Raw genomic sequence first — 23,313 nt, 5'->3', positions numbered from 1 at the left:
TTCAAGGAATATCATACAGAGAACCCACAGAGAACCCATTGAAGTCCTACCCTAATCATACCCCTCTTTCGTTCTTCCTCCGTTTATCCTCTGGACATCCTATAATCTTTCATATAGAAACATTGGAGCGGAACTGCTCATACACCGTTCAATAGGGATGTCTTCCCTAGGTCTTCTTTGGGAATGTATTGGGTTCTCGGTAGGTAGTGATGATCATTTGGAATTCATGTATTAGAGTTAATTGATTTTATTGTTTCTAAGAATTGTTATTGTTTCGAATGATGTAATTCCAGCTATATAGTTTTTATTTAAAAAATAAATACCGATATTTGTAGTCTTAAACTTGCCTATTATGAAAATTATGGATGTTAAAAGTGTCTTTTTTAGAAAAAGACATGTGCGTTTATTACTGTGTTTATTTCCTCTAATTCTTTTTTCATGTGTTAAGGGGTTAGATAAGAAGGAGCCAGACGATGATGATCCCGTTGATTCAGCGGAACGAATTGAGAATCTAAAAATTGAATCATTAGCGTTTCGACCGGAAGAAAATGAATTTATTTACGGGAAGATAACTTTTACTCCTAACGCTGATAGTACAGAATGGTCTGCAATAATTGAAAATTACCAAGCAGATCTTTCAAAGCTAAGAGTTGCGTTCAGTGTTGTTGCTGATAGTGTTACGGTAAACGGAGTTAAACAAGAGAGTGGTGTTACTGTCAACGATTTTACTCGTAAAGTAATTTTTCGACTTTATACGTCACATGGAGAACATCGAGATTTTACTCTAATGGTAACTAATCCGTCTGATAGTTATTCAGGATTTCCTGTATTAGCTCTTATGACAGATGATGAAAAAGTCATTAATTCGAAAGAGGTTTGGGTAAAAGGACGTATGGTATTTGATCCACAACAAAGTGATTATGATTTGTATTCGGGGAAGATGGAAATCAAAGGACGCGGACACAATTCATGGGGACAACCAAAGAAACCTTATAACATGAAGCTTTCTGATAAAGCGTCACTTATGGGGATGAACAAACATAAACGTTGGGTACTGCTGGCCAATGCAGGTGACCGTACATTACTACGAAATAGAGTGGCTTATCATTTAGGGCGCTTGACGAAGTTATCATGGACACCGGATACTCGCTATGTTGATGTGATTTTAAACGGTAAATTTGTCGGTAATTATTTACTGACGGAACAAATACGTGTTGATAAGAATCGGGTGAATATAACAGAAGCCGAGAGTGGAATGTTTCCGGAACAAGTTGGTTATTTGCTTGAATTCGATCGTTATGTAGAGGAAAATTATTTCCACACTCAGCGTCGACAATTACCCGTGAATATTAAAAATCCTGACGAGGATTTGTTAACGCCCGCTCAGAAAACTTATATTTCAAATTATATAAATCAAGTTGAAGGTTTGCTCTATGATGCGGAGTCTGTTGATGTTACTTATCGGGATTTGATTGATATTGATTCATTTATTGATTGGTGGATTGTAGTAGAACTCACGGAAAATCGTGATACAAAATTGCCTGGTAGTTGCTATATGTATAAAGATGCCGGAGGTAAACTTTGTGCAGGTCCATTATGGGATTTTGATCTTACGACATTTCAGGGGAGTACTCGCGAGTTTATGCACTATGACTACGAGGTTGACTTAAATGATCCAGCGTATAGCAATCGTAATTTATGGTACAAGAGACTTTTTTCTGATCCGGTATTTAAGGCGCGAGCTAAGGAACGGTGGAAACAATATAAAAAATCATTTGAAACTATAGGAGAATTTATTGATACGGAGAAAAATGCTCTAGTAATATCGGCTTCCCGTAATTGGGAAATTTGGTCAATTGGAAGTGGGTCGAATAAAGATGAATTGCTTTCTTGGGAAGAAGCCGTTGAGCGCTTGAAAACGAATTATGCCACTCGCCTTGCTTGGATTGATAGTCAAATAGAACAGTGGTGATAGATTTTATTATTTTAGAACAGTAAGCTAGGAATAATCAGTTAATACTAAAAAACAGTAGATTCGTTTTTGTAGAAATCTACTGTTTTTTCTTTTGTGATACATTTATAGGACATGTTATAATTAAAAATAATTTAAGTTTGTTAGACGTGAAATAGGTTCAGTGTGTTTATTGGGATTGGGGGTATTTTATAAACTCATTTTATTAAATTGGATTCCTCGTCTTCATATCCTTCTTTTTTCGTGAATAAAGTTTCAATATTCTTGAATGCTTTTATAGCTCTGACTTTAAAGCTATTAAAAAATGAACCATCATTTCCTACTGTTCCGTAGCCTGTAACAGCCCGTGCCTTACGGGTGTGTAGAAAATGGATTTTTCCATATTTTTTTAAATGCCCTGCCATGGATCCATCTTCTCCACGTATTATGTCTACACGATAACCGACCTTTCTTCCGTATTCAATGTTATATGCAAATACAAGACCACGCACACTGAGCTCCGGACGTTTGAAAGATTGTAAGAATAGATAGGAATCTCGTATAAATTCGTATATTTTCACTCCTAACCACGGGTGTTGTTTGTCTGGTATGTAGCTCCAAAGAGAAGATACAGCAACAATTCCGGGCTTTTCTAATACCTTAACGAGTGTTTCGACATATTTAGGAGGATACATGGTGTCGGAATCGATACAAATGTAATACTTCCCTCGTGCATGATTTAATCCGCAACGGCGAGCGTACCCACAGCTGTGTTGATATTCCGTGAAATAGGGAACACTGGTCATTTTAAAGATCTCGGCAGTTCTGTCTTTAGAGTCATTATCAACCCCAATTATTTCTATAGGATATTTACATACACTATCGCTCAATGACCAAAGGTTTGCAAGTAAGTGTTTTTCTTCGTTATATGCGATGACTACCACGGATACTAGTGGGGTATCACTTTGCAATTTATTGATTTTTGTTTTTATTTCCTGAATAACCTCTTGAGGGGCTTCCTGTAATGGTTTTTCATAAACGGAGAGATATTTCTTGTACCAAGTCATAATTAATGATTGTTTGTTAGTTCTTGAAATAAGTTTTCCCATTGACGTCCGATATACTCTATTTTGAAACGTTGAACATTCTCTTTTGCGAGTTTTCCCATTTGCCTTCGTTCTTCTTCATGTTCAATTAAATAGCATATTTTTTCGGCTAATTGTTCAATGTTTCCATTTTCTACTAGAAATCCATCTTGATAATCGTGTATGATATCTTTTGGACCACATGGACAAGTAAATGCAACAGGTGGTACACCACATGCCATTGCTTCAATAATTACCATACCAAATCCCTCGTATCGGGAACTTAAAACAAAAATCGAACTTTCCATGTATTTATCTGTAATATTTGCGACTGAAGGCTCTAAAATACAAGTTGTTTGTAAATTCAAGGAATTTATTTGATTTTGTAATTCTTCACGCATACCATCTCCATAAATAGATAAAGTCCAATCAGGGTGTTTTGAAGATATAATTTTCCAACTGTTGATTAATAAATCGAACCCTTTTTGGGGAACATATCTTCCCACGGCGATAATTTTTTTGTTTGTACAGGAGGATGATTGTTTCGGGTAGAAAGATAGGGGATTATGAATAACCGAGATATTGTTTAATTCTGTCCATTTTTCTTTATCTTCTTCGCTGAGTACAATGAATTTCTGGAGTTTTTTTAATTCTTTGACAAGTTGTTTCATCCATAGAGTACCAATCATTTTTTGAATACCCTCGGGAAGATTGTTATTTTTAAAATCTCGATAATTCGCTTTACTGAAATGAATTTCGCCTATCTTGATACTACCATCGTTAATCTTATTGATGAAATTAATTTCACGGCGAAGTAAGGAAATCGTGATGTCCGGTTGTATATGTTTTAGACAATCGGTTAATTTGCGTTTGAACAATTTTTGTTTTTGAAAATATCCGAATATTTTTTTTATCGGAGAAACTACATACAGTTGGTCAAAATTTATATCAAGTTGGATAATATGGATATTTGGTAACAGAGAGTAGTACGGGGGGGTATTCTTTCCTTCGGTAAGAATAATATATACATCATATTTATCTGGTTGTGCTGCCAGATAATTTGCCTTTAGGGTAAGGACTCGTTCCATACCACTGGGATAATGTAGCCCCGGTATACAGTAAGCTATTTTCTTTTTCATATAACAGAATCAATAACTTTTTTCATTTGGTTATTCCATGAAAGCGATTGGATAGAATTTCTTATACCCTGCGGAGTTGTATGCAGTTGCTTGTAAAATGTGAGAAGTTTTTCTATATCCACTGCTTCTTCATTTGCGGGGATTTTCAAGATATAAGGCATGTTTTCAAAATCTTCATCTATTTCAGAATAGATAAACGGAATCCCTCTTGCTGCGTATTCTCTGTTTTTAAGGGTTTTGATATTCGTGATTCCCGTTCTATGGCGTCCTAGACTACCGATACCCAAGTCGCATTGTTCGAAAAGTAGATCAAGAGTTTCTCCATGTTGTTGTCCGTGAAGAATAACATAGGGTTCTAGGTGATTTTTTTTAATAATCGGGATACATTCATCCCGTTCCCGTTGTCCGGTAAATTCTCCTACTATATGAAAATATACTTTATATTGAACTTGTGTAGAATAATAAATAGCTAATCCTTGTAGTAAACGGTCATATCCATGCCAGTAATGAATTTCGGCAACTCCGATCAAGTGAATTTGGTACGATGTGTCATTTATTTGTTTTTTCACTGAAATTTCATTGAAATCTATTCCGTTAGAAAGCTGTAATGTCGGTACTCCAAATATGGTCTTATAGTTAGAAAATGTAATGATTTGATCTAAATATTTTGCAAATTGTTTCCTGAAACATTTATCTAGGAATAATTGTAATTTCATGAAAGGAACGATATATTCTTGATCGTACGGGTATGTCGGAATTTCCATAACAATATGTATTCCTGCCTTTTTCATTTTGCGTACGAGTCTAATCGTAAAAGGATTTGCATTATGCCCGGAGCGAATATATATTAATTCAAAGTGATTTTTAATAGCATAATTTGCGATAGAATTGTATTCGAAGCGTTTATATAGTTTTCCCCTTAAACCGTTTCCATAGTCTACTAAAACTTGGTGGTCTATCATGCGACGTTTTGTCCCTTGTTCATCTGTTAAATAGCAAAGATGAGTTTCCATGCCATTTGCTTTAAGTGCTTGTACTTGATATTGAATTTTTTTACTAATTCCATTAGCCTCCTGAAATCCATGAAAAATAAGGAATAATGTTTTCATATTTTAGATTTTAATAGCTTTAATAAATCATATTCTTTCGTGGCAAGAATATAGCTAATGCCGATAGTTATAAAGATACCACCTTTTATGAGCAAGTTGATTAATTGCGGAGTGTTGTCTATAACAGGTGTTATTATATATAATGCGAGAAATACAATTCCGGCGAGTAGAAGTGGAGAGAATAATTGCTTCCCCAAATGAATTATCGTGCGTTGGAATGTGATGTAATACATTTGCATATAGCATTGTAGAAAACTGATTGAAAATGTTATTGTAATACACCAAGATATCGCTTCAAGGGTTTTGAAAACAAAAAGACCGATGCAGATACCCGTTACATTGATTATTGAGGAAAATAACCCGCAGAAAAACAAGCTGCGTGTATCATTGGAGGCTTGGAAAATGGATCCTGATGTGGACATGATAATTTGTATTCCGACAGAAATAGATAATATCTGAAATACGGGGACAGAGGGGAGCCATTGTTCTCCGAATACAATTAATGTGATTTCCCGTGCGGAAAACCAGAGAAAGGCAGATAGAGGTAATCCGATAAAAGCCAACAAACGAATGATTTTTTCGTAAGAAGTTGCCAATCGGTTTAAGTCATGTTGATAGTCTGAAAAAACAGGATGCATTACGGGGGTGATTACATGTGTGATGTTCTGTAACGGGAGCATCATAAGCCGATAAGATTTCTCGTAATAACCAAGGGCGGACATATTCATATATCTTCCGATAAGGAGTTTGTCAAGATTCCGGCTGAAATAATTTATAATATTGAACATGAATTGGTAAGCTGAAAATTTGAATATCTTTTTCATGGATGTGATGCCCCACGTCATTTCCAATCGTTGAGGATATTTACGGTAGGATATGATAAAAAGCAAAATACTGGAAAAAATGGGGTTTATAATTAGGGCATAAAGCCCTGCTCCGCAAAGAGCCGCTATAATGGCAATCGTTCCGCCTGTTATTTGTACACCAAGACTTCTCCACGCTATAAATTTGAAAGACTTTGTTTTGTATAGCAATGCGTTGGGTACAATGTTTGCCGATGCAAAGAATAAGTTTATGGATAGTAATTGGGTTATTGCAACCATGCTTGGTTGTTTGTAGAATATCGAGATTGGCCATGAACACAAGAAAAATAGGATTGTTAGAATTGAACCACTCCAAATTGTAAATGAAAATATGCGTGTTAAATCTTCTTGTTGGAGTTCTTTGTTCTGTATGATAGCGGGGGCAACACCCAGATCACTGAATATGCTGAAAAAAGAAATAATAACCGTGACCACTGCTACAATTCCGAATTCTTCGGGTGCGATCAAGCGAGCAAGAATTCCGGCAATCACTAGTGATATAAGGATGCCGGAGTATTTTGCAATTGCCGTGTAGAACACACCTGAAAGGAGGTCTTTTTTTATTGAAGTCATGGTCGTTGAATTAAGTTTGTATAAGTTTGACGATAAAGTTCAGATATATATTGTAGTGAAAAATGTTGTTTGGCGTATAAATAGTTTTCTTTGCCTTTATGTGTCTGTGCCAGACTATACCCTTGGGTTAATGCCTGAATAATGGATTCCGTATTGTCAGGGGTAAATATCGGATTGCCGCTTTCTTTTAAAATTTCACCAATGTTACCATAGTCAGGACCGACTACAATCTTTTTAAATAAGAATCCCAAAGGCAGGTTCCCTGAGTTAAGTATTCTTTTTCGTTGAATGAACAATAGATCAGAAGCAATGATGTAATAGGGAAGATCTTGATTACTAATAATTTTTTCATTATTGTCCGCTTGAATGGAATACAAATTACAAATGAATTTACTTGTATGATACAAGAGTTTTGAAATATATCTCTTGTATAATTTTTTGTTTCGAGCGTGTGGAGAGAAAGGTAAAAGTCGAGGAACGAGTAAATATTTATTCTTGCATTTGAATTTCAAAAATGATTTTATAACTATGGATATTTCTTCTTTAAGCCTGAATTTGCCGAAGGCTGTTATAATAAACTTATCCGGGGATAAGCCTAATTTTTCACGGGCTTCTTCTTTTGAGATATTTTCATTGTAAGTGTTTTCATATATATGATGAGGAATGATAACATTATGACTTTGAGGATACTGTTGCTTAAATTCATTATAACTGAATTGTCCCATGTGAACAATTGTATCGCAGGATGATTCGATAATGTCGTATGCGGTATATGTTATGGCATTGTAGTAATGGGGACGTGAATTATGGCGGGTGTACACAAATTTGGTACCTCGATTTTTTAAAAATGCAATTCTTTCTTTTAGTTGTTGGATTTTATGCGCATTTTGGTTATTCCAACCGATGATCTCTTCCGGCCATTGAAAATGGATAATGTCATAAAATGTATCTTCACTCCAGAATTTCTCGACAGAGCATTCTACTTCTGTACCTATGGCTTGTAAACCTCTGCAAAGAATCGGGACAAACAGATTGTCAACGTTTTTATTTTCAAAAACGATCAGTACTTTCATGATGTGGTGGATTTTGACCTTGGTTCTTGAGATATTGTTCAAGTGTTAGACATTCTTTCCCTCGTATAAATCGTTGTCTTATTTTTCCTTTTATGAGGTGATAACTGCTTGAACATACTTTCCTTATTTCGCTAAGAACGTTACGGGGAGGAAATAGTTTTTCAACCATTGTCCGATCCCATTTTTGAGTAAAAAAAGGAAGATAGTACATGTCTTGGGGGTTAATGATAAAATCAATGTTATTTTCCCATTCGTAACGATTGATCATTAGTTCCCCTTCCGTCAAGCCCAATAATTTGTAGGGTAATGATTGATAGGGCAGATAGTTGAGAAATAATTCTCCATAGTTGTTTTTATAATTTCCGGGAACTAAATTTTTGTCGTATAAGACTAGTTTATCATCAATATCCAGAATTACCCATTTGTGTGCTTCTTTAGGAAATAGGAATTCCCCGATAAGACTAGGCGTTTCCATATATCCGCGTTTTCCAACCCGACAAATTTCTTGTATAAATGATGCCGGATTATTCACGTGTTCTAATACTTGGTTGCAAATAACATAGTCAAACTCTTTATCCTTAAAAGGTAAGTGCTCTCCATCTGCATGTACAAATTGTTGATGTGCGTATATCTTGATATCTCCGCACCGATGTGTATTATCATTCACGTACTTGTCCACAATAACATTGGAACGAAAAAAAGGATTATGTCCGGGACCGACCTCAAGTACTCGATCTTTTTTTCGTATGGATAAATCCCATCTGTCTGTTGGTCTGCGAGTTCTCATTTGGCAATAGTTTTATGGTATATACTTTCCCATTTCTTTTTTTGTGGATTATACTGTTTAATGATTTTAGCCGGATTTCCTACAGCCACAGAATAGTCTGGAATATCTTTTGTTACAACACTCCCTGCTCCGATCTGGCATCTTTTACCAATATGGACTCCTGCGACAACAACGGAATTTGCACCAATATGGGATTCTTCGTCAATGATAACTTCTTTTTTTACTAGAGGTTGTTCGTTAGAATCTCGGGAACCGTCTTCATATCCATGGTTGAAACCAGAAATAAATACATGTTGTCCTAATCCAACTTTATTTCCCAAACGTACAGGACCTATGAGGACAGAGCCGATGCCAACACGTGCGTGGTTTCCTATAATAACATTGCCAGCTCCGTTATTTATTGTAGTAAAATCTTCCACGAGAGCTTCTTCGCCAACAGAGAATTGATTCCACGGGAAAACATCGATTCGGGATCTCCGTCTTCGAATAATTGCACCCTTCCCCTTTTTGTGTATAAAGGGATTGATAAATAATCTGATCCAAAAGCGAGGTTTTGGATGATTGGCTGGAGTAATTAGCCACATGACAAATTTCCTAATTGTTGTTTTCTCTTTTAAGATTGTTTTGATTTTGTCAATCATGAGCCAATGTTTTATAAATCCTTTATTCCATAATCATCTGAATACCAGAAATCTTTCGGGGAGTTTATCCCGAAATCATTCTTGAGACCACCGTAAAAATCTTGTAAGATACTTATGTCTGGTCCGTTATTAGCTTCAATGACAACTGGACCGTTTACGGTATATGCAATATCCCAACCGATGTATTTTATATCACTAAATTTGAAAGCGATATTTTTAGTAAATTCAATGATTTCATTCCAAAAAGGGATGCGGAAACCTTCGAATTTAAAATTAGTATAGGGGTGAAATAGAAATTTGTCTTGGTTGTTTGATAATGCATATTTATAAAGTTCTCCGTTGTCGGGTACAATCTTCGTGTATAATCCACCCGATGTTGCGTTATCTATTTCCATTCCATGGTGTCCCATTCTTAATAAGACGAACAAGATTTTTATATCAGAATTATTGATGTATTCCGTTACAATTCTAAATGTGTTTATAGAGTGCGGGTAGATTTCATTCATGATCGGATGTTGTCTTAATCCTATTTGGATGATGTAATCTTGTAGAGTGATTTTATTTATATACTCCGGATTTATGATTGAATTATCTTGCTTGTTGATAAATACATTATTCTCGATTTTACTGAATATATGAATATCCATACCGCCAACTCCGAATCTGGGTTTAATGAAAATTTTATCAGCATCTGCTTTTTGAATGATGTCAAAAGCTTCTTGCGGAGTGATAATATTTTGGTTCTCGTCTAAAAATGAATTATTTTTCGTGTAGAGAATTGTTTTCGGCTGATTTATTTTTAATCCTTGACAAATAGTGTAAAAGAGAAATTTATCCTCACAAAGAGTATTCCTTTCTTTGAATGATTTGGGATATAGCAAATAATAGGCAAAATAATCAGGGATATAATTTTTCATTTCAATTATATTCAAATTGCAATCAGCTCGATACATGCTATATCGGAAATATTGTATAGGATATACTTTCCAATATTTCCAAAGTTCATTCATTTCTTTATGAATTCTTTTAGGTGTCTTTTTCTGTGTACAGTTATGATATTGCTCGATATAATAATTGTTTTTTAGCTGAAAATAAAGCCTATGTGACTTTTCAGAGCTCTTTTTTATAAAAAAATATAATGTTTTTTTTATGAATGACATGACGATAATGGTTGTGTTGTTAATTATTCAGTCGTTTACTCTGTTCCAAAATATTAATGATTTGTTGTTCGGCATTGGTCTTTATTTTGAATTCAACTCGCCGTGAGCGTTCTTGATTTTCAGTCTGATCGTTATTGTGTATAAGTTTACTGGAAGACAAACCGTTAGCAGTTAGTCTGTTTTTTGTCCAAATGAATAGTTCTTCATCCTTTATTTGGGATAACACGTATTCCAAAACTTTACGTGTCCTGTCTTGAGAGAGTTCCATGTTGTTGAAATAAGCTTGTCGGGAAGAGGATTCCCCCTGCCATTCACTGGAAGTATGTCCTTCGATACGAATTTCCTCAATATACTTTTTGTATTTCGTGTCAGTCAGGATTTGTATAAAACGAGGGAAAAAACTGTCTAGGATGCCTTTAAAATGATTGTTCAATTCTGCACTTCCCACTTTAAATAGAATTTCGGGATTCTCGAAACGGATGGAAAGAGTTAATGAGTCCAGAACTGCATTCCAAATCTGGAGATTCTTTGCGAATTCCTCCTTTAAATCATGAGTAATTTCCACTTGTGTTTTTTCATACGTCTGTGCTATAGAGGTTATTTGATTATTTTTTTGACTTACACTTCTCATGTACACGATGGAAATAAAAAGAAAGATAATCATGAGTACAGACATCAAATCCGAGATTGACATCCATTGGTTTTCTTCTTTTGATGATTTAAATATCTTCATGATTTACAAATAGATGGTTTATTCGCTGTCATTCATTTTTTTGTAAAGAGTATCATGATCTATGGATAGTTTTTTAACAATGGTCATTAACGTTTTGGTAAACTTCTCCAATTCAGTTAATTCCCGCTCGTATTTTTCTTCCATTCGGGTTAGTTGTGAACTCATTTGTTGTTCAGAACCTTTTATGAAATCGCCGAATGATGACACTTGCTCCATGAAAGCATGACTCTGTTTCATGTTCATGTTATTGGTTTTTCCCAAGAACGTTTCGATATTCTTGTTCGTTTCTTCCAGTTTTAAAAGTGTATCACGGAGTTGTTCCTGCATGGTTTGCGTAAACTCTTGGGCATGTGCCATGTATTGCAATTGTTGTTCTTGTATATCGTGTATTTTGAGAATCGTTTGATTTATTTGTTCCGAAACCTTGTTATCCAAACGGGCGATGACCATTTGTAATGTTTCAGTAAGGGCTTCCGTGTTTAAAGAGAGTTCCCGGGAAGTTATTTTCAAAAGATTATCATTTAAGGATTGGAAGTTATCTCCCAAACGTTCGTTTGATTGCTTGATTACTTGAATAAGTTCATTGGAATCTGCAGTCTTCGTGTTTTTCTCGATGTTTCCGAGTAATTCGAATAATTGTTTATCCGTGAATTCTTCTTGGTGCTCCTCTTCTTTCTTCATTCCATAGACTGCAGGAGTAAGTTTAAGCAATAAGGATGCTAACATTCCTGCGATAGAGGTCAGAAATGCTGTTTTCAGTCCTTCCAATAATTGAGGAATGGAAAGGTCTATTTGTTCGACATTAAAAAGCCATAAACCATACATGATTCCCCCGAAAGTTCCGAGTAGCCCTAGGCTGACCACCGTAGAACTTAGTAGCTGGATGTTAAACCACTTCCGTCCAATGTATGGGAATAGAAATATAGCTAGCGAGCTGATAATGGATATATAGTCACTCATGATCTTGCTTTTTAATAGATTGATATACTTTTAATAACTGTTCCGCCGTATGTTGCCAAGAGAATTGTTTAGTCCTTTCCAGTCCATAGGCGATTTGTTGTTCACGATACCCTGCATCTTGTTCCAGTTTCAATATCTGAGCGGCAATTGCGTCGGCATCCGTCGGGTCTACCAGTATTGCGCCTTCTCCTGCGACTTCGGGAATTGCGGAGGTGTTGGACGTGACGACCGGGGTACCGCACGCCATTGCTTCCAACAACGGAATCCCGAAACTTTCCCGCAATGACGTGTAAAGGAATATTTTAGCGCCATTGTAAATTGCCGGAAGGTCAGAATGAGTGATATACCCGGGGGAATAGAGCATAGGTTTTATTTCTTCAATTCCTTCCTGTTTTAATATCTGATGGATGACTTCTTCTTTTAAATCTGCGATCAACAAAGGGAGAGGATTTGAAGATTGTTTCACGTAAATGCTATATGCTTTTAGTGTGCATTGAGTATTCTTTTTCGGATCGGTGTTACCGAGAAAAAATAAATATTCTTTAGCAGGTATATATTTTTTCGTGACGGTATAAGTTTCTTTCAAAGGATGGAAGCGGTTACTAAAACCGTTATGAATGGCGATAATCTGTTCTTCCGGCAGATGTAATGTTTCACGAATCCTGTTGCATTCGAACTGTGATACGGTGATGATTTGTTTGCATTTTGCCAATACGCGGGGAACAACAAAACGGCGATAATACCAGCCCATATTCTGGTACATGGATTTATTGTTGTGTGCCCTTTTTTCAAGGAAAATGATATCATGCAATGTGAGAACAAGTGGCGCCGGACAGAATAAAGGGGCGGTGTTGCTTGTGCAGTGTATGATATCCGGTTTTATCTCGCGTATAGCCGAAGGCAAGGCGACTTGTTCCCACAAGGGATAAGTCGGGCATTTTATTTCGACAATACGGACATTGTCCGATGCCTGTAAGCATCGGTCTTCTCCGGGAGCGACCAGTATATAGTACTCGTTCTCGTGATCAGTCTTCTGTAGTTCCCGAATTGTTTCGAGAGCCACGAAATCCATCCCGTGTTTATTTGTCCGAAAAATCCGTTGTGCTTCAATTGCTATTTTCATGGGCATAATATTATAGGGTGGAAGAACCGTTTTTTTCGGTGGTGACAAACTTTTTATTCATGCCTTTCATCCGGAATAAATTAGCTACCATCATGATAAATAACAGGGGGAGTTTGTTGATTGATTTTTTGAATTGCTCATCAACGAGTTTATCCGGTATGGCGAGGCATAGCGTGATGCCCATGACGAGAAACAATCCCCACCATTTCAGTGCAAGCGGCCAATCTACAATTTGCATAACGCATCCCATCACGATAATTCCACCAAACAAAATTAGGCGAGGGGGGAGCATCCATTGAATCAATTTATCGCTATAATCGATATTTCCGGTGATAATAGCTTTCGGAAGATCCTTGAAAACACGTCCCCACTGGGCGAATTGGGTAGCCAACCAGCGGCGGCGCTGATTGTAGAAGCCTTTTTCTCCTTGAGTTTTCTCGTCATACACGTATACCTCGTCCAAGTATTCTATAAAAATTCTTTGTTTAAGTAGTAGAATTTCCAACTCTTTATCCTCGCCCGCGGTAGATAGATATTTGACATTGTCATGGAACCATTGGTAATTGAAAGCCATTCCGGAACCGATGAGGGCAGAGGAAACTCCTAATCTTACATGTCCGCGACGGAAGATGGAATTATTCACTTCTTCACTGAGGCCATCCAACACGGCAATTTCCGTGTTGCGGTTTTTAGCTGTCCTGTGTGCCTGAATGGCTTGTATCCCGGCATCAAAGACTTTGTTTATTTCTTGTAAGAAATTTGTATCGACAACGTTGTCTGCATCCAGAATCACGACAATATCAAATTCGTCCTGTCGGAAGTGATTCATGGCAAAATTGAGTGCTTTCGCTTTGGAACTTTCGGGATAGTCAGCCTTTAGTAAGGTGATCGGGAGTTGTGATAAACGGTCATTGGTTGCCTCTTGCATGTGGTCGGATATAACAACCACGTCATAAAGTTCCCGCGGGTAGTTCTGTTTTAGAAAAGATTCCACGACGGATACGATTATCCGGTCTTCTTTGTAGGCGGGAAAAAGTATGGCAAATCGATGTTGTTTCTTTGCTTGCGGGTAATATGATTTTCTTGTCCCCAGAGAAGCAAGAGAATATATTAACGGATACGCCACGGCAATGCTTGCCAAAATCCAACATATATATTCGAATAGATATAAGATTTCCAGAATATTCATATTATTCCCTTTTATGTTTTAATTGAAAAAAGTCTACACACCCTTCAAAAATAGCTCTTGCTTGTGCCGATTTTGCATGTAGCAAATTTACGACAATATTTTTGAAATCAGCAATCAGAAGCTGATAGATTAACGAAATAAACAATGTTCTCCCGTGTCTGTTTCGCCACGTGTATAACAGGCGATTGCGGGTGAGATAGTAGGTCTTTAACGGACTGTCTTTTCCCGTGCTGCAACTTTCTTTGTGGTATATTGCGCAACGGGGTTCATACCGGAGTTGATACCCGTGATTCCGCATTCGGGTACACCAATCCATTTCTTCATAGTAAAGGAAATAGATTTCCGGCATCAATCCGATGTTTTCGATTACTTCACGTTTTACCATCATGGCTGCTCCATGAAGAAAATGGGTTGTTCCCGGAACATCAAATTGACCTTTGTCCGGTTCATTATAGCCGATAGCCCGGTTCCGTAATGTATATTTGCTTAACGGGGTGAATCCCGCGAATTGTATGTTCCGAGGCGGAAAGGCAAATTTGATTTTCGGACTTGCGGCTCCGATGTTTGATGAACTTATCAGTGTTTCATATAAATAGACCAAACTATCGTCAGATACAAGCGTATCGTTATTCAGCAGGAAGATACATTTCCCTTTTGCAACACGAATACCTAAATTGTTACCCCCGGAAAAGCCTAGATTCCGTTCACTGCGGATGCACTGAATGTATGGGTATTTTGCCTGCAATATTTTCGCCTCGTTCTGTACTGACCCATTATCTACGACAATGACTTCGTACGAACATTTTTGAGGGTTTTGTTGTAGAGATTCTATTAATTGTTCTGTTTCTTGTAGACCGTTGTAATTAATAGTAACAATGGATATATCAGGCTGTTGCTTCATGTTCTGTTAATTCTTTATCATAATAGGGTGCAACAAACAGGAATACAAATAAAATATTGATGAGGATTCCATTGGGATAGGTTGTGATATCATTTGCGTAAGCTGCTACAAATACTCCGGCAAGTCCTGCAATGATGGAAAATAAAATGTTTCTCAATTGTTTGTCTTTAACGATAAACATGGCAATATATGAGGCTCGTATAAAAATGATAACTAATAGCGAAAGATAGAGTGAGATGCCGATGATTCCCGTTTCGATCCAGTACATCGTAAGTAAGGAATCGGGTGGCAATTCCGATAGTTTATCATTTACATCGAAGCGTTTAGAACGTTTTCCGCTTAATCCTAATCCGATGCCAAAAGGTTTATCTCGCATTAAAGGTATCATTCTTGTTTTGTTCTCCCCTCTAACTTTAAAAGAAGCGTCTTCTTTATTGAAAGTTGAACGGACCCGTCGGATTAATGAATTACTATTGCCAATTGTCGTTTGTGTTAAGAATAAAATAACAATAACAAATAAACTACCGGCGATGAGTAAATTTTTGATACTTCGGCACAATATAGTGTAGATACATAATCCTGCTAGAGGAACAGCTACTGCGCTTCGTGTTCCAGATATCATTAATCCGTATAATGATGCAAGTGCAGTTAGCCAAAATAGGCATTTCGTCCAACGTGCTTTGACGAAGAAACCAGAAATCCCGAATATAGTCATTGAGAGTCCCATGGTAATGCCAAAATTGGCGGCATCGGAAAGAAACGAGAAATAGCGTATCCCTGAATAAATGATATGAGTTTTGGCACCACCTTCTACAAATAACCAATATAATTCAGCCCCATCAAAACCATGACTTTTTTGCCAGTATCCTTTGAATGCAGCAAATAGAGATAAAATAGCCCATATAATTAACAACCAGTAAAAATTCTTGAAGCGACGGAAAAGGACTGGAATAATAATGGCACTGATTAAGGGGAAAAGGGCATATCCGTTTATAGCAATAAACCATGCATCTGTAACTGAATATGGATTGAAAAGTTCAAGTAGACAATAGAGGAACCATATCGCCCATAAGATAGTCAAGAGATTGAAACTACGTTTCCATTCGTATGTTTGAAAAATGTTTTTGAGAAAAAGGATACATCCGATGCCAAGTGTAAGCCCTAGCATTATCATACCGGTTTTCATTGGGAAATATCTGCTGATACCTGATATGATGTAATTTATAATAAAGAAAGCATAGAAATAATATTGTTTTTGACTAATTCTTGCTGTAATTATAGCTAGTAAAGGTAAACAAGCAAAAAGAAGAGTTGGAATGATTCCACCCTTCAACGTTAGTAGATATATAGCGCATAAACCGATAATAAATGCGACCGTGGTTATATAGGACGAGCTATTTTTAAACATTACGTGACGGTTTATCATTTGCCGTTAATCCCAATTGGGCTAATCTGTATAATAATTTGCGAAAAAAATTATAAGGTGGCATCAATCCGTTTATATCCTCAGCTGCATCTCGTTTCGTGTAATTTAAAACTAAAAACAGTGGTGTTTTATTACACATTTCTCTTGTCCGTTCAAATAATTGTTGGTCTGTATTTTTCCAAGTACGTCTGGAGTCTACAACTTGTAAATTTAGACTGACATTTTGTAAAATATTTGCTGTTAGTGCTGCGTCTTTTAATGAAGGATATTCCACGATAATGATTCTGTCTTTCAGTGTTGTTTTTTCCGGATCATCCAATTCTTCCAAATTTAAAGATTGGATAAAAGATTGAGTATCTGTTTGAAATTCGTTTTGCCATGATAATTGCGTTACATCAAAACCGCGATCAGTAAATTGTTGAGCGATTTGTTCCATTATATAACTTTTCCCTTCTCCCGGTTCGTTACTGATCAAATTAATGATATTACTTTGGTCTGGTTTGAAATAAGTTACTGAGGAGTTACATAATGTTTGGGTTGAAAGTGTTGTGTACGTTTTATTATACCTTCTGGCAGCGAAAGATAATTGGCGGGTGAAAACTCCTAGAACTTTGCTTCCTGTAAGCTGTTCGGCCTTAAAAACATTGTGTAAAGTGTGATCCAATATTTCAATAATCAAGAAAAAGAATATCGTGAATATTAAGGCTGCAATATAAGCTCCAATAGTCAATAGTTTGTGTTTGCTTGCAGCCATAGAAACTAATGGATAATAAGGAGCATTCATAACTTTTAGACTAGCAGAATTCATTTGAATACTCTTTTGCTTTAATAATGCTGCATTTAAAGCATCCAATATAGCCATATATTTTCTTTCATTGATGTTTACTACACGCTCTTTACGTGTCAGAGTTGAACCGATAGGAGCGAAATGAGAATACTTTTGAGCCATGTGTATTTTCCGCAGATTTAATACTTTTAATTCAGCTTCGGCTTTTTTATACGAGATAACTTGTTTCAACCATTCTTCTATAACACTTGCATTGGATATACCCTCTTTGCTGTATTTAAGATAATCCATCTTTTCAAGAGCTTTTGATAAAGCTCGTTTGTGTAGTTCTAATTCTTGATTGAGCGAATCGATTGGAACTCGTGATATGGTGTTATCCGGGTAGTATTTTGCTATAGCGAGTTTTTCATCGATTTCGCTGATTTTATTATTGTGGAAAATGAATGAACTATTATTTTGAACAATCTCAGAATGTAACTGCATTCTTTCTTCTAATTCCCTTTTGATACTATCAGAAACATTGTATTCGTTCAGAGATTGCCAATATTGTAGTTCATAATCCCGATTTAATGCAGCAACCGCTTTTGTTTCTTCTTCGTAATTGATAACTTGCTTTTTAACTCGATAATTGGTGAGAGTATCTTCTGCGTTTTGGAGATCCTTGCCAATAATTGCTAGTTCTTTCCGGAAATATTCGATAACATGATTTGTTTCGCCAAAACGTAGTTCTTGGTATTGTTTGTTGAATTCATCAATCAATATAAGTAGAGTTTGGTAGACAATTCCGGGATCATTTGAAGAATATGAAATTGAGAGTACGTCGCTGTTACCAATACGTTTGACATCTATTTTTTGTAATGATTCACGATTTACGTAAGGGAGATTCCATTGATATATTCCATACACGTAATTCGAGGGGTCATTTGTTTCGTAAGCGAGTAGATTTTCGTATGTGCGCTGTTCGTTAATCGAATCTTTTTCGGAACTCTTGTCTATCAAATGATGTATTGAAGCTCCGCGGTCATGTAAGTATCGGTAATTGGAAGCATTTACATACGTATTATCTTTATTGGGATCCCCGTATACCATGATTCGGGCATATAAACGTAAGGATACTTGTTTTAATGTTTGATCGGAAGTAATGATATTGAGTAAATTATCCATCATACTGCCTTGCGTGTAGGAGGTTGTGGTAATTCCACTTTCAGATAGAATATTTACACCTGTGATAATACCCGTGTATATGGAACAATTTGCGGTATAGTTGCGTGGTGTTTTATTGGTTTTCCAATAAACTAATAGCGCAACGATAACGGGTGCAATAAGTAACCAAAAACGAATCCGGTAAAAGAATTTGATAAAATAAGTGATATATTTCATAATTATTTATTCCTAAATTGCATATTACTAATTATTTCCAACTTCAAGAACATGATATTAAGTTGACTAATAATTTTTTCATATTCTATTTTAGCATCTTTTTGAGAACCTTTGAGATCACTTAGTAATCTGTTCTTGTTACCTTTGTCATTAATATAATCCAATTCTGCAACTTTGTATTCTGCGTTATATAGAGTAATGGTTTCCGTTGCTAACTTTAGTAGTCTTAGTTGATACTGAATACCGCAGTATAATTCAATAATTTCATTTTTAATTAAATTGAATTCAATCTGTTGTGTGTATTCGATATTCTTAATAACTTCTTGCTGTTTTTTTACCGTGGGGCGATGAGTGAATAGTTTGTCAAAAGGAATGCTGATATTTGCCCCGACAGACCAACTGCTTTGAGTCGCTCCCGAATAAACTGTAGTTAATGGAGTGTACTGTGTTTCTTGGTCAGTGTAAGTACCCAGGATACCATAATTATATCCTGCACGCACGGAAAAGTATTGCCACCAATCCCGCTTTGATACTTTCAAATCGTTGCGAGCAGCTTCGATGGAGGCTTGTATTGCTTTTAGACGAGGATTTTTCTTCGCGCTTTCGAATAGGGTATCCAATGGAGGCAGTTGATAATTGATAAATTCATTGGTTGTTAATGTCTGTGGGATGAATCTTGTGGGATTTGGCACAGAGTCCGTTGTTTGCCTGTTTTGTCCCAAGCAAACAAGGTTTAAAAATAAAAGACAACCGATGATAATATATTTCGTGTCCATCTTGCTAAAACGTTGTTAATTACACATTCTCTTTCTGCACAAACGCCGTGCATGTTCTGCAAATAATATTTATGTCTGTCCAGAACGAAAAGTCCCGGGCGTATTTTATATCCAATTGTTTTCGTTCTTCGGCGGATAAGGCTCCTTGGTCGCCTCGTTTTTCGACTTGCCACAAACCGGTTAACCCGGCGGGAGCCATAAAGCGTTCGATGTATTCGTCCGTGGTCAGTAATTCCGCCTCGTACAGGGGGAGGGGACGATTTCCCACGATAGACATATCTCCTTTCAGGATGTTGATTAATTGCGGGAGTTCATCGATACTGTATTTCCGGATAAAGCGTCCGACTCTGGTAATACGCGGGTCGTTCTCGAATTTCACGAAGGCGTTTTTCCGTTGTGTACGGCGATTCTTTAACAACTCTTGTTCGGTCGTGATAAAATCATCGGCAACCAAAAGAGTTGTACTGTTTGTTTCCGCGATATCCCGGGTGAGCGTTTCCTCTTCTGTGGATTCTTCCCGGTATTGATTTAAAGTTTGAAATTCTTTCAGTCGTTTGTCCGCATCCGTGTACATGGAACGGAATTTCAAGAAGTCGAATATATCGTAATTACTCCCCACTCTTTTGGATTTGTAAACGATAGGGCCTTTACTTTCCAACCGTATCGCGAGAGCGGTCAGGAGCAGGAACGGGGAGAGGCACAGGAGCGCGATGGTCGAGAACGTGATGTCAAAAATCCGTTTCCATAGAGGAAGTTTGAATCTGCGGGGACAACTGTTCTTTTTTGCCGTTTGGTAAAGTTTAAGTTTCGGGAGAAAAGCTAACGTGGTTTGGATATCTTCTGCCGAAGAATTGATATCGATGACTTCATTCGCTCCCGCCTGCAAATATTGCGGGATGTATTCTTTCACGACTTTATCCGTGAGAAGAAGTATGTATACATCTTTCACGTTGTTGCTTACCGTGGCTTCCAACCATTGGAGGTCTTGTTCTTTGTTCCGGGATTCGATGAAGATGTACACGGGGGAATCTTCGTGCCTGTCTTGTTTGTTTATAAACAATATCGTTTTAATGGGGTTACTGAAAACAGTAATCTCATTTTCCAGATTCTCGGATATTCTTTTTATCCAATCCGGATTTTCCCCGATATAATAGGCATACATGCTGTTATCTCAATAAATTCCGGACTCTGATTTTTAATTCCTGCGGATTAAAAGGCTTTAGCACGAAATCAGAAGCTCCTGCTTCCAGTAACTCGATCCGATCGTTACTACTCTCCAGACTGGATAAGATAATGACCGGGATAAAGTTGAACATGGAACTGGCTTTCAGGTGTTTCAGGAATGTCTTTCCGTCCATTTCCGGCATATTGACATCGGAAATAATCAGATCCGGAATATTCCCGGCGTGCATCCATGCTAGTGCTTCTATCGGATTGCTTTCCGAGTGCACATCATAGTCTTTGGATAATTGTATTGTGATAACTTTCGCTATTTCAGGCTTATCATCAACAATTAAAATACTCTTACTCATAACAAACGCTCTCTCTTTTTGATAATGCAAATATACAACATTACTACGACATAGAGCAGTTTTTGCTAGTTTTATGTATTAAAAACTTATTTTTTTGAATATTCATTCGTTTTATATTTCGAACGAGGGAAAATGTGATGCTATGACACGGGTAACAAGAGGTGGAAAGTTAAAAACTATCGTTGGAAAGATGCCATAAAAATGAATTATAGTTTGTACATTTGTGGCTGTAATTACGTGCGTTATTTAAAATATGATGTGTATGAAGATAAATCCAGCTGAATATAAAATATTGGTTGTGGATGATGTTCAGTCAAATGTTTTATTGTTGAAAGCATTGCTTGGACGTGAGGGGTTTAATATTATTTACGCCATGAACGGGACGGAGGCTTTGGAGAAGGTGAAGAGTGAGTCCCCGGATTTGGTTTTATTGGATGTCATGATGCCGGACATGGACGGGTTCGAGGTAGCGGGACGCTTGAAGGTGGAACCGTCACAAGCCGAGATACCGATTATATTTTTAACCGCTTTGAATGATTCCGCCAGCGTTGTGAAGGGTTTCCAACTGGGCGCAAATGATTTTATTTCCAAACCGTTCCGCAGGGAGGAATTACTGATTCGTGTGGAGCACCAGCTTTCTTTGGTGGATGCCCGGCGTATTATTCTGAGACAGACGGAAGAGTTGAGAAAGACTATTGCCGGACGGGATAAACTCTATTCGGTTATCGCCCATGATTTGCGGTCGCCTATGGCATCGATAAAGATGTTGTGTAATACCATCATGATGAGCATCGAACCGGGCTCGGTTCCCCAAGATGTATTCGAGATGCTGGAAATGGCGAATAAGACTTCCGAGGAAGTGTTCTCGTTGCTGGATAATCTTTTGAAATGGACGAAGAGTCAGTTGGGCAAGTTGTCGAATGTACCTCAGCCGATCGACCTCGTGGGGCTTGTTGACGGCGTGATCGAGGTGTTTAAACCGATCGCCGAAAGTAAGTCAATCGCTTTGGCATTAGAACGTTCAATCGAGAGTGTCGAGGTCGTGGTGGATGTAGAGATGATTAAATCAGTCGTGCGTAATTTGATTTCTAATGCTATAAAGTTCAGTCATAAGGATACGACAGTTACAACACGTGTTGAGACAAGAATGGACGAGAGAAACGGGCTGAACGAGGTCATAGTGATCGTGTCAGACAAAGGATGCGGGATAAAAGAGGAAGATCAGCCGAAATTGTTGAACGAGGCAACTCATTTTACCACGTTCGGAACTAATAGCGAAGAAGGTTCCGGTTTAGGCTTGTTGTTATGCAAGGACTTTGTGGCTAAAAATAACGGGCAACTCTGGTTTACGTCGAAACCCGGTGCGGGATCTGATTTTTGCTTCTCGTTACCGTTAAAGTGATTTTACCACGGTTTAGTCGCCTTCGGCGAGTTGCAGAGGTTACAGGTTGCATTTGCCTTCGGCAAGTTGCTTCTCTAGCGTTCAAGACTGTATTTTAGTTCCTCCTCTGTTTATAGAGGAGGTGGCAGCAAAGCTGACGGAGGAGTTCAATCTAAAATCTAAAATCGTTCAATCTAAAATTAATAAACTGTATAAAAATAATAAAGGGGCGATCACACTGACCGCCCCTTTACTTTATTCAAATTCTTTTAGAATTTTCTCGACTTCTCCGGGAGTTACCCGACCGTACACTTTTTCTCCGATCAATACAACCGGGGCAAGTCCGCAAGCTCCCACGCAGCGTAAACTGGTGAGAGAGAATTTCCCGTCGGCGGTAGTTTCCCCGACGTTGATTTTCAGAACTCGTTTGAATTCATCCAGTACTTTCTCCGCACCCCGCACGTAGCAGGCTGTTCCCATGCATACGGAAATCGGGTGTTCCCCTTTCGGAGTCATGGTGAAGAAAGAATAGAAGGTCACGACCCCGTACACTTTTGAAACGGGTATATTTAGTTGACGCGCGATAACTTCCTGTACTTCTCTGGGAAGGTAACCGACCAGTTCCTGCGCTTTGTGCAAGACGTTGATCAATTCGCCCTCTTGGTTTCCGAACTCTTCACACAGTTTTACCAGCTGGTCAACTTTGCACTTTGCTAATGATATTTGTGTCATAATGATATTTCC

At 37.5% G+C, this 23,313-nt stretch carries 21 protein-coding genes; 2 read left to right on the top strand and 19 right to left on the bottom strand.

Annotation, left to right across the window (positions count from 1 at the left end):
* Positions 1-352: 352 nt before the first annotated feature.
* Complete coding sequence (locus CS948_RS18600) at positions 353-1,972, top strand: CotH kinase family protein (RefSeq protein WP_099293574.1); 1,620 nt, start codon at positions 353-355, stop codon at positions 1,970-1,972.
* 197 nt (positions 1,973-2,169) lie between these two features.
* Here the strand turns inward: CS948_RS18600 and CS948_RS18595 are convergent, their stop codons facing one another.
* The 18 genes from CS948_RS18595 to CS948_RS18510 all read right to left on the bottom strand — a co-directional run bounded on the left by CS948_RS18595 (position 2,170) and on the right by CS948_RS18510 (position 21,188).
* Complete coding sequence (locus CS948_RS18595) at positions 2,170-3,018, bottom strand: glycosyltransferase family 2 protein (protein ID WP_176555125.1); 849 nt, start codon at positions 3,016-3,018, stop codon at positions 2,170-2,172.
* A gap of 2 nt (positions 3,019-3,020) precedes the next feature.
* The gene (locus CS948_RS18590; protein WP_099293573.1) at positions 3,021-4,175 is read right to left on the bottom strand and encodes a glycosyltransferase family 4 protein; all 1,155 of its coding nucleotides are present in this window, start codon (positions 4,173-4,175) and stop codon (positions 3,021-3,023) included.
* Positions 4,172-5,284 (bottom strand): glycosyltransferase, encoded by a 1,113-nt coding sequence (locus CS948_RS18585; RefSeq protein ID WP_099293572.1) that lies wholly within the window; start codon positions 5,282-5,284, stop codon positions 4,172-4,174. Before CS948_RS18585 ends, CS948_RS18590 begins: the two co-directional genes overlap by 4 nt.
* Positions 5,281-6,720, bottom strand: a complete 1,440-nt coding sequence (locus tag CS948_RS18580) for a lipopolysaccharide biosynthesis protein (protein WP_099293571.1) — start codon at positions 6,718-6,720, stop codon at positions 5,281-5,283. The genes CS948_RS18585 and CS948_RS18580 overlap by 4 nt, the downstream gene beginning before the upstream one ends.
* Positions 6,717-7,793 carry a hypothetical protein gene (locus CS948_RS18575; RefSeq protein WP_099293570.1) on the bottom strand — a complete coding sequence of 359 codons (1,077 nt, stop codon included), beginning with the start codon at positions 7,791-7,793 and terminating at the stop codon, positions 6,717-6,719. The genes CS948_RS18580 and CS948_RS18575 overlap by 4 nt, the downstream gene beginning before the upstream one ends.
* Positions 7,771-8,580, bottom strand: coding sequence for a class I SAM-dependent methyltransferase (locus tag CS948_RS18570; protein WP_099293569.1), 810 nt, complete (start codon positions 8,578-8,580; stop codon positions 7,771-7,773). The genes CS948_RS18575 and CS948_RS18570 overlap by 23 nt, the downstream gene beginning before the upstream one ends.
* Entirely contained in the window at positions 8,577-9,221 is a 645-nt protein-coding gene (locus CS948_RS18565; protein WP_099293568.1) for a DapH/DapD/GlmU-related protein, read from the bottom strand. The genes CS948_RS18570 and CS948_RS18565 overlap by 4 nt, the downstream gene beginning before the upstream one ends.
* Before the next feature lie 11 nt (positions 9,222-9,232).
* Entirely contained in the window at positions 9,233-10,138 is a 906-nt protein-coding gene (locus tag CS948_RS18560) for a sugar-transfer associated ATP-grasp domain-containing protein (RefSeq protein ID WP_176555124.1), read from the bottom strand.
* Between the two features lie 262 nt (positions 10,139-10,400).
* Entirely contained in the window at positions 10,401-11,114 is a 714-nt protein-coding gene (locus CS948_RS18555; RefSeq protein WP_099293566.1) for an OmpA family protein, read from the bottom strand.
* 18 nt (positions 11,115-11,132) lie between these two features.
* Positions 11,133-12,074 carry a hypothetical protein gene (locus tag CS948_RS18550; RefSeq protein WP_099293564.1) on the bottom strand — a complete coding sequence of 314 codons (942 nt, stop codon included), beginning with the start codon at positions 12,072-12,074 and terminating at the stop codon, positions 11,133-11,135.
* Positions 12,067-13,197 (bottom strand): glycosyltransferase family 1 protein, encoded by a 1,131-nt coding sequence (locus tag CS948_RS18545; protein WP_099294681.1) that lies wholly within the window; start codon positions 13,195-13,197, stop codon positions 12,067-12,069. Before CS948_RS18545 ends, CS948_RS18550 begins: the two co-directional genes overlap by 8 nt.
* A 10-nt stretch (positions 13,198-13,207) precedes the next feature.
* Positions 13,208-14,386, bottom strand: coding sequence for a glycosyltransferase family 2 protein (locus CS948_RS18540; RefSeq protein ID WP_099293562.1), 1,179 nt, complete (start codon positions 14,384-14,386; stop codon positions 13,208-13,210).
* 1 nt (position 14,387) lies between these two features.
* Positions 14,388-15,287 (bottom strand): glycosyltransferase family 2 protein, encoded by a 900-nt coding sequence (locus tag CS948_RS18535; RefSeq protein WP_099293560.1) that lies wholly within the window; start codon positions 15,285-15,287, stop codon positions 14,388-14,390.
* Positions 15,271-16,695: an O-antigen ligase gene (locus tag CS948_RS18530; RefSeq protein ID WP_176555123.1), complete on the bottom strand. Its 1,425-nt coding sequence runs from the start codon at positions 16,693-16,695 to the stop codon at positions 15,271-15,273. Before CS948_RS18530 ends, CS948_RS18535 begins: the two co-directional genes overlap by 17 nt.
* On the bottom strand, positions 16,688-18,880 hold the full coding sequence (locus tag CS948_RS18525; protein ID WP_099293556.1) for an exopolysaccharide biosynthesis protein: 2,193 nt from the start codon (positions 18,878-18,880) through the stop codon (positions 16,688-16,690). Before CS948_RS18525 ends, CS948_RS18530 begins: the two co-directional genes overlap by 8 nt.
* A 2-nt stretch (positions 18,881-18,882) precedes the next feature.
* Entirely contained in the window at positions 18,883-19,656 is a 774-nt protein-coding gene (locus CS948_RS18520) for a TolC family protein (protein WP_099293554.1), read from the bottom strand.
* Between the two features lie 19 nt (positions 19,657-19,675).
* Complete coding sequence (locus CS948_RS18515) at positions 19,676-20,818, bottom strand: sugar transferase (RefSeq protein WP_099293552.1); 1,143 nt, start codon at positions 20,816-20,818, stop codon at positions 19,676-19,678.
* Positions 20,819-20,822: 4 nt separating this feature from the next.
* A complete protein-coding gene (locus CS948_RS18510; RefSeq protein ID WP_099293550.1) occupies positions 20,823-21,188 on the bottom strand; it encodes a response regulator transcription factor in 366 nt (121 codons plus the stop codon).
* Between the two features lie 256 nt (positions 21,189-21,444).
* On the opposite strand from CS948_RS18510, the gene CS948_RS18505 reads away from it, so the two are divergent.
* Positions 21,445-22,590: a response regulator gene (locus tag CS948_RS18505; RefSeq protein ID WP_099294679.1), complete on the top strand. Its 1,146-nt coding sequence runs from the start codon at positions 21,445-21,447 to the stop codon at positions 22,588-22,590.
* Between the two features lie 234 nt (positions 22,591-22,824).
* Here the strand turns inward: CS948_RS18505 and nuoE are convergent, their stop codons facing one another.
* Entirely contained in the window at positions 22,825-23,301 is a 477-nt protein-coding gene (gene nuoE, locus CS948_RS18500) for an NADH-quinone oxidoreductase subunit NuoE (protein ID WP_099293548.1), read from the bottom strand.
* Positions 23,302-23,313: the final 12 nt, after the last annotated feature.

The organism is Butyricimonas sp. Marseille-P3923 (assembly GCF_900184685.1).
Lineage (GTDB): Bacteria > Bacteroidota > Bacteroidia > Bacteroidales > Marinifilaceae > Butyricimonas > Butyricimonas muris.
This window is presented reverse-complemented; position numbering and strand designations above follow the sequence as displayed.

Coding starts and splice junctions, on each gene's coding strand:
- CS948_RS18555 (WP_099293566.1), bottom strand. CDS start 11,114: ATGAAGATATTTAAATCATCAAAAGAAGAAAACCAATGGATGTCAATC.
- CS948_RS18580 (WP_099293571.1), bottom strand. CDS start 6,720: ATGACTTCAATAAAAAAAGACCTCCTTTCAGGTGTGTTCTACACGGCA.
- CS948_RS18525 (WP_099293556.1), bottom strand. CDS start 18,880: ATGAAATATATCACTTATTTTATCAAATTCTTTTACCGGATTCGTTTT.
- CS948_RS18515 (WP_099293552.1), bottom strand. CDS start 20,818: ATGTATGCCTATTATATCGGGGAAAATCCGGATTGGATAAAAAGAATA.
- CS948_RS18570 (WP_099293569.1), bottom strand. CDS start 8,580: ATGAGAACTCGCAGACCAACAGACAGATGGGATTTATCCATACGAAAA.
- CS948_RS18600 (WP_099293574.1), top strand. CDS start 353: ATGAAAATTATGGATGTTAAAAGTGTCTTTTTTAGAAAAAGACATGTG.
- CS948_RS18575 (WP_099293570.1), bottom strand. CDS start 7,793: ATGAAAGTACTGATCGTTTTTGAAAATAAAAACGTTGACAATCTGTTT.
- CS948_RS18595 (WP_176555125.1), bottom strand. CDS start 3,018: ATGACTTGGTACAAGAAATATCTCTCCGTTTATGAAAAACCATTACAG.
- CS948_RS18550 (WP_099293564.1), bottom strand. CDS start 12,074: ATGAGTGACTATATATCCATTATCAGCTCGCTAGCTATATTTCTATTC.
- CS948_RS18565 (WP_099293568.1), bottom strand. CDS start 9,221: ATGATTGACAAAATCAAAACAATCTTAAAAGAGAAAACAACAATTAGG.
- CS948_RS18585 (WP_099293572.1), bottom strand. CDS start 5,284: ATGAAAACATTATTCCTTATTTTTCATGGATTTCAGGAGGCTAATGGA.
- CS948_RS18560 (WP_176555124.1), bottom strand. CDS start 10,138: ATGAAAAATTATATCCCTGATTATTTTGCCTATTATTTGCTATATCCC.
- CS948_RS18530 (WP_176555123.1), bottom strand. CDS start 16,695: ATGTTTAAAAATAGCTCGTCCTATATAACCACGGTCGCATTTATTATC.
- CS948_RS18540 (WP_099293562.1), bottom strand. CDS start 14,386: ATGAATATTCTGGAAATCTTATATCTATTCGAATATATATGTTGGATT.
- CS948_RS18510 (WP_099293550.1), bottom strand. CDS start 21,188: ATGAGTAAGAGTATTTTAATTGTTGATGATAAGCCTGAAATAGCGAAA.
- CS948_RS18545 (WP_099294681.1), bottom strand. CDS start 13,197: ATGAAAATAGCAATTGAAGCACAACGGATTTTTCGGACAAATAAACAC.
- CS948_RS18535 (WP_099293560.1), bottom strand. CDS start 15,287: ATGAAGCAACAGCCTGATATATCCATTGTTACTATTAATTACAACGGT.
- CS948_RS18505 (WP_099294679.1), top strand. CDS start 21,445: ATGTGTATGAAGATAAATCCAGCTGAATATAAAATATTGGTTGTGGAT.
- nuoE (WP_099293548.1), bottom strand. CDS start 23,301: ATGACACAAATATCATTAGCAAAGTGCAAAGTTGACCAGCTGGTAAAA.
- CS948_RS18590 (WP_099293573.1), bottom strand. CDS start 4,175: ATGAAAAAGAAAATAGCTTACTGTATACCGGGGCTACATTATCCCAGT.
- CS948_RS18520 (WP_099293554.1), bottom strand. CDS start 19,656: ATGGACACGAAATATATTATCATCGGTTGTCTTTTATTTTTAAACCTT.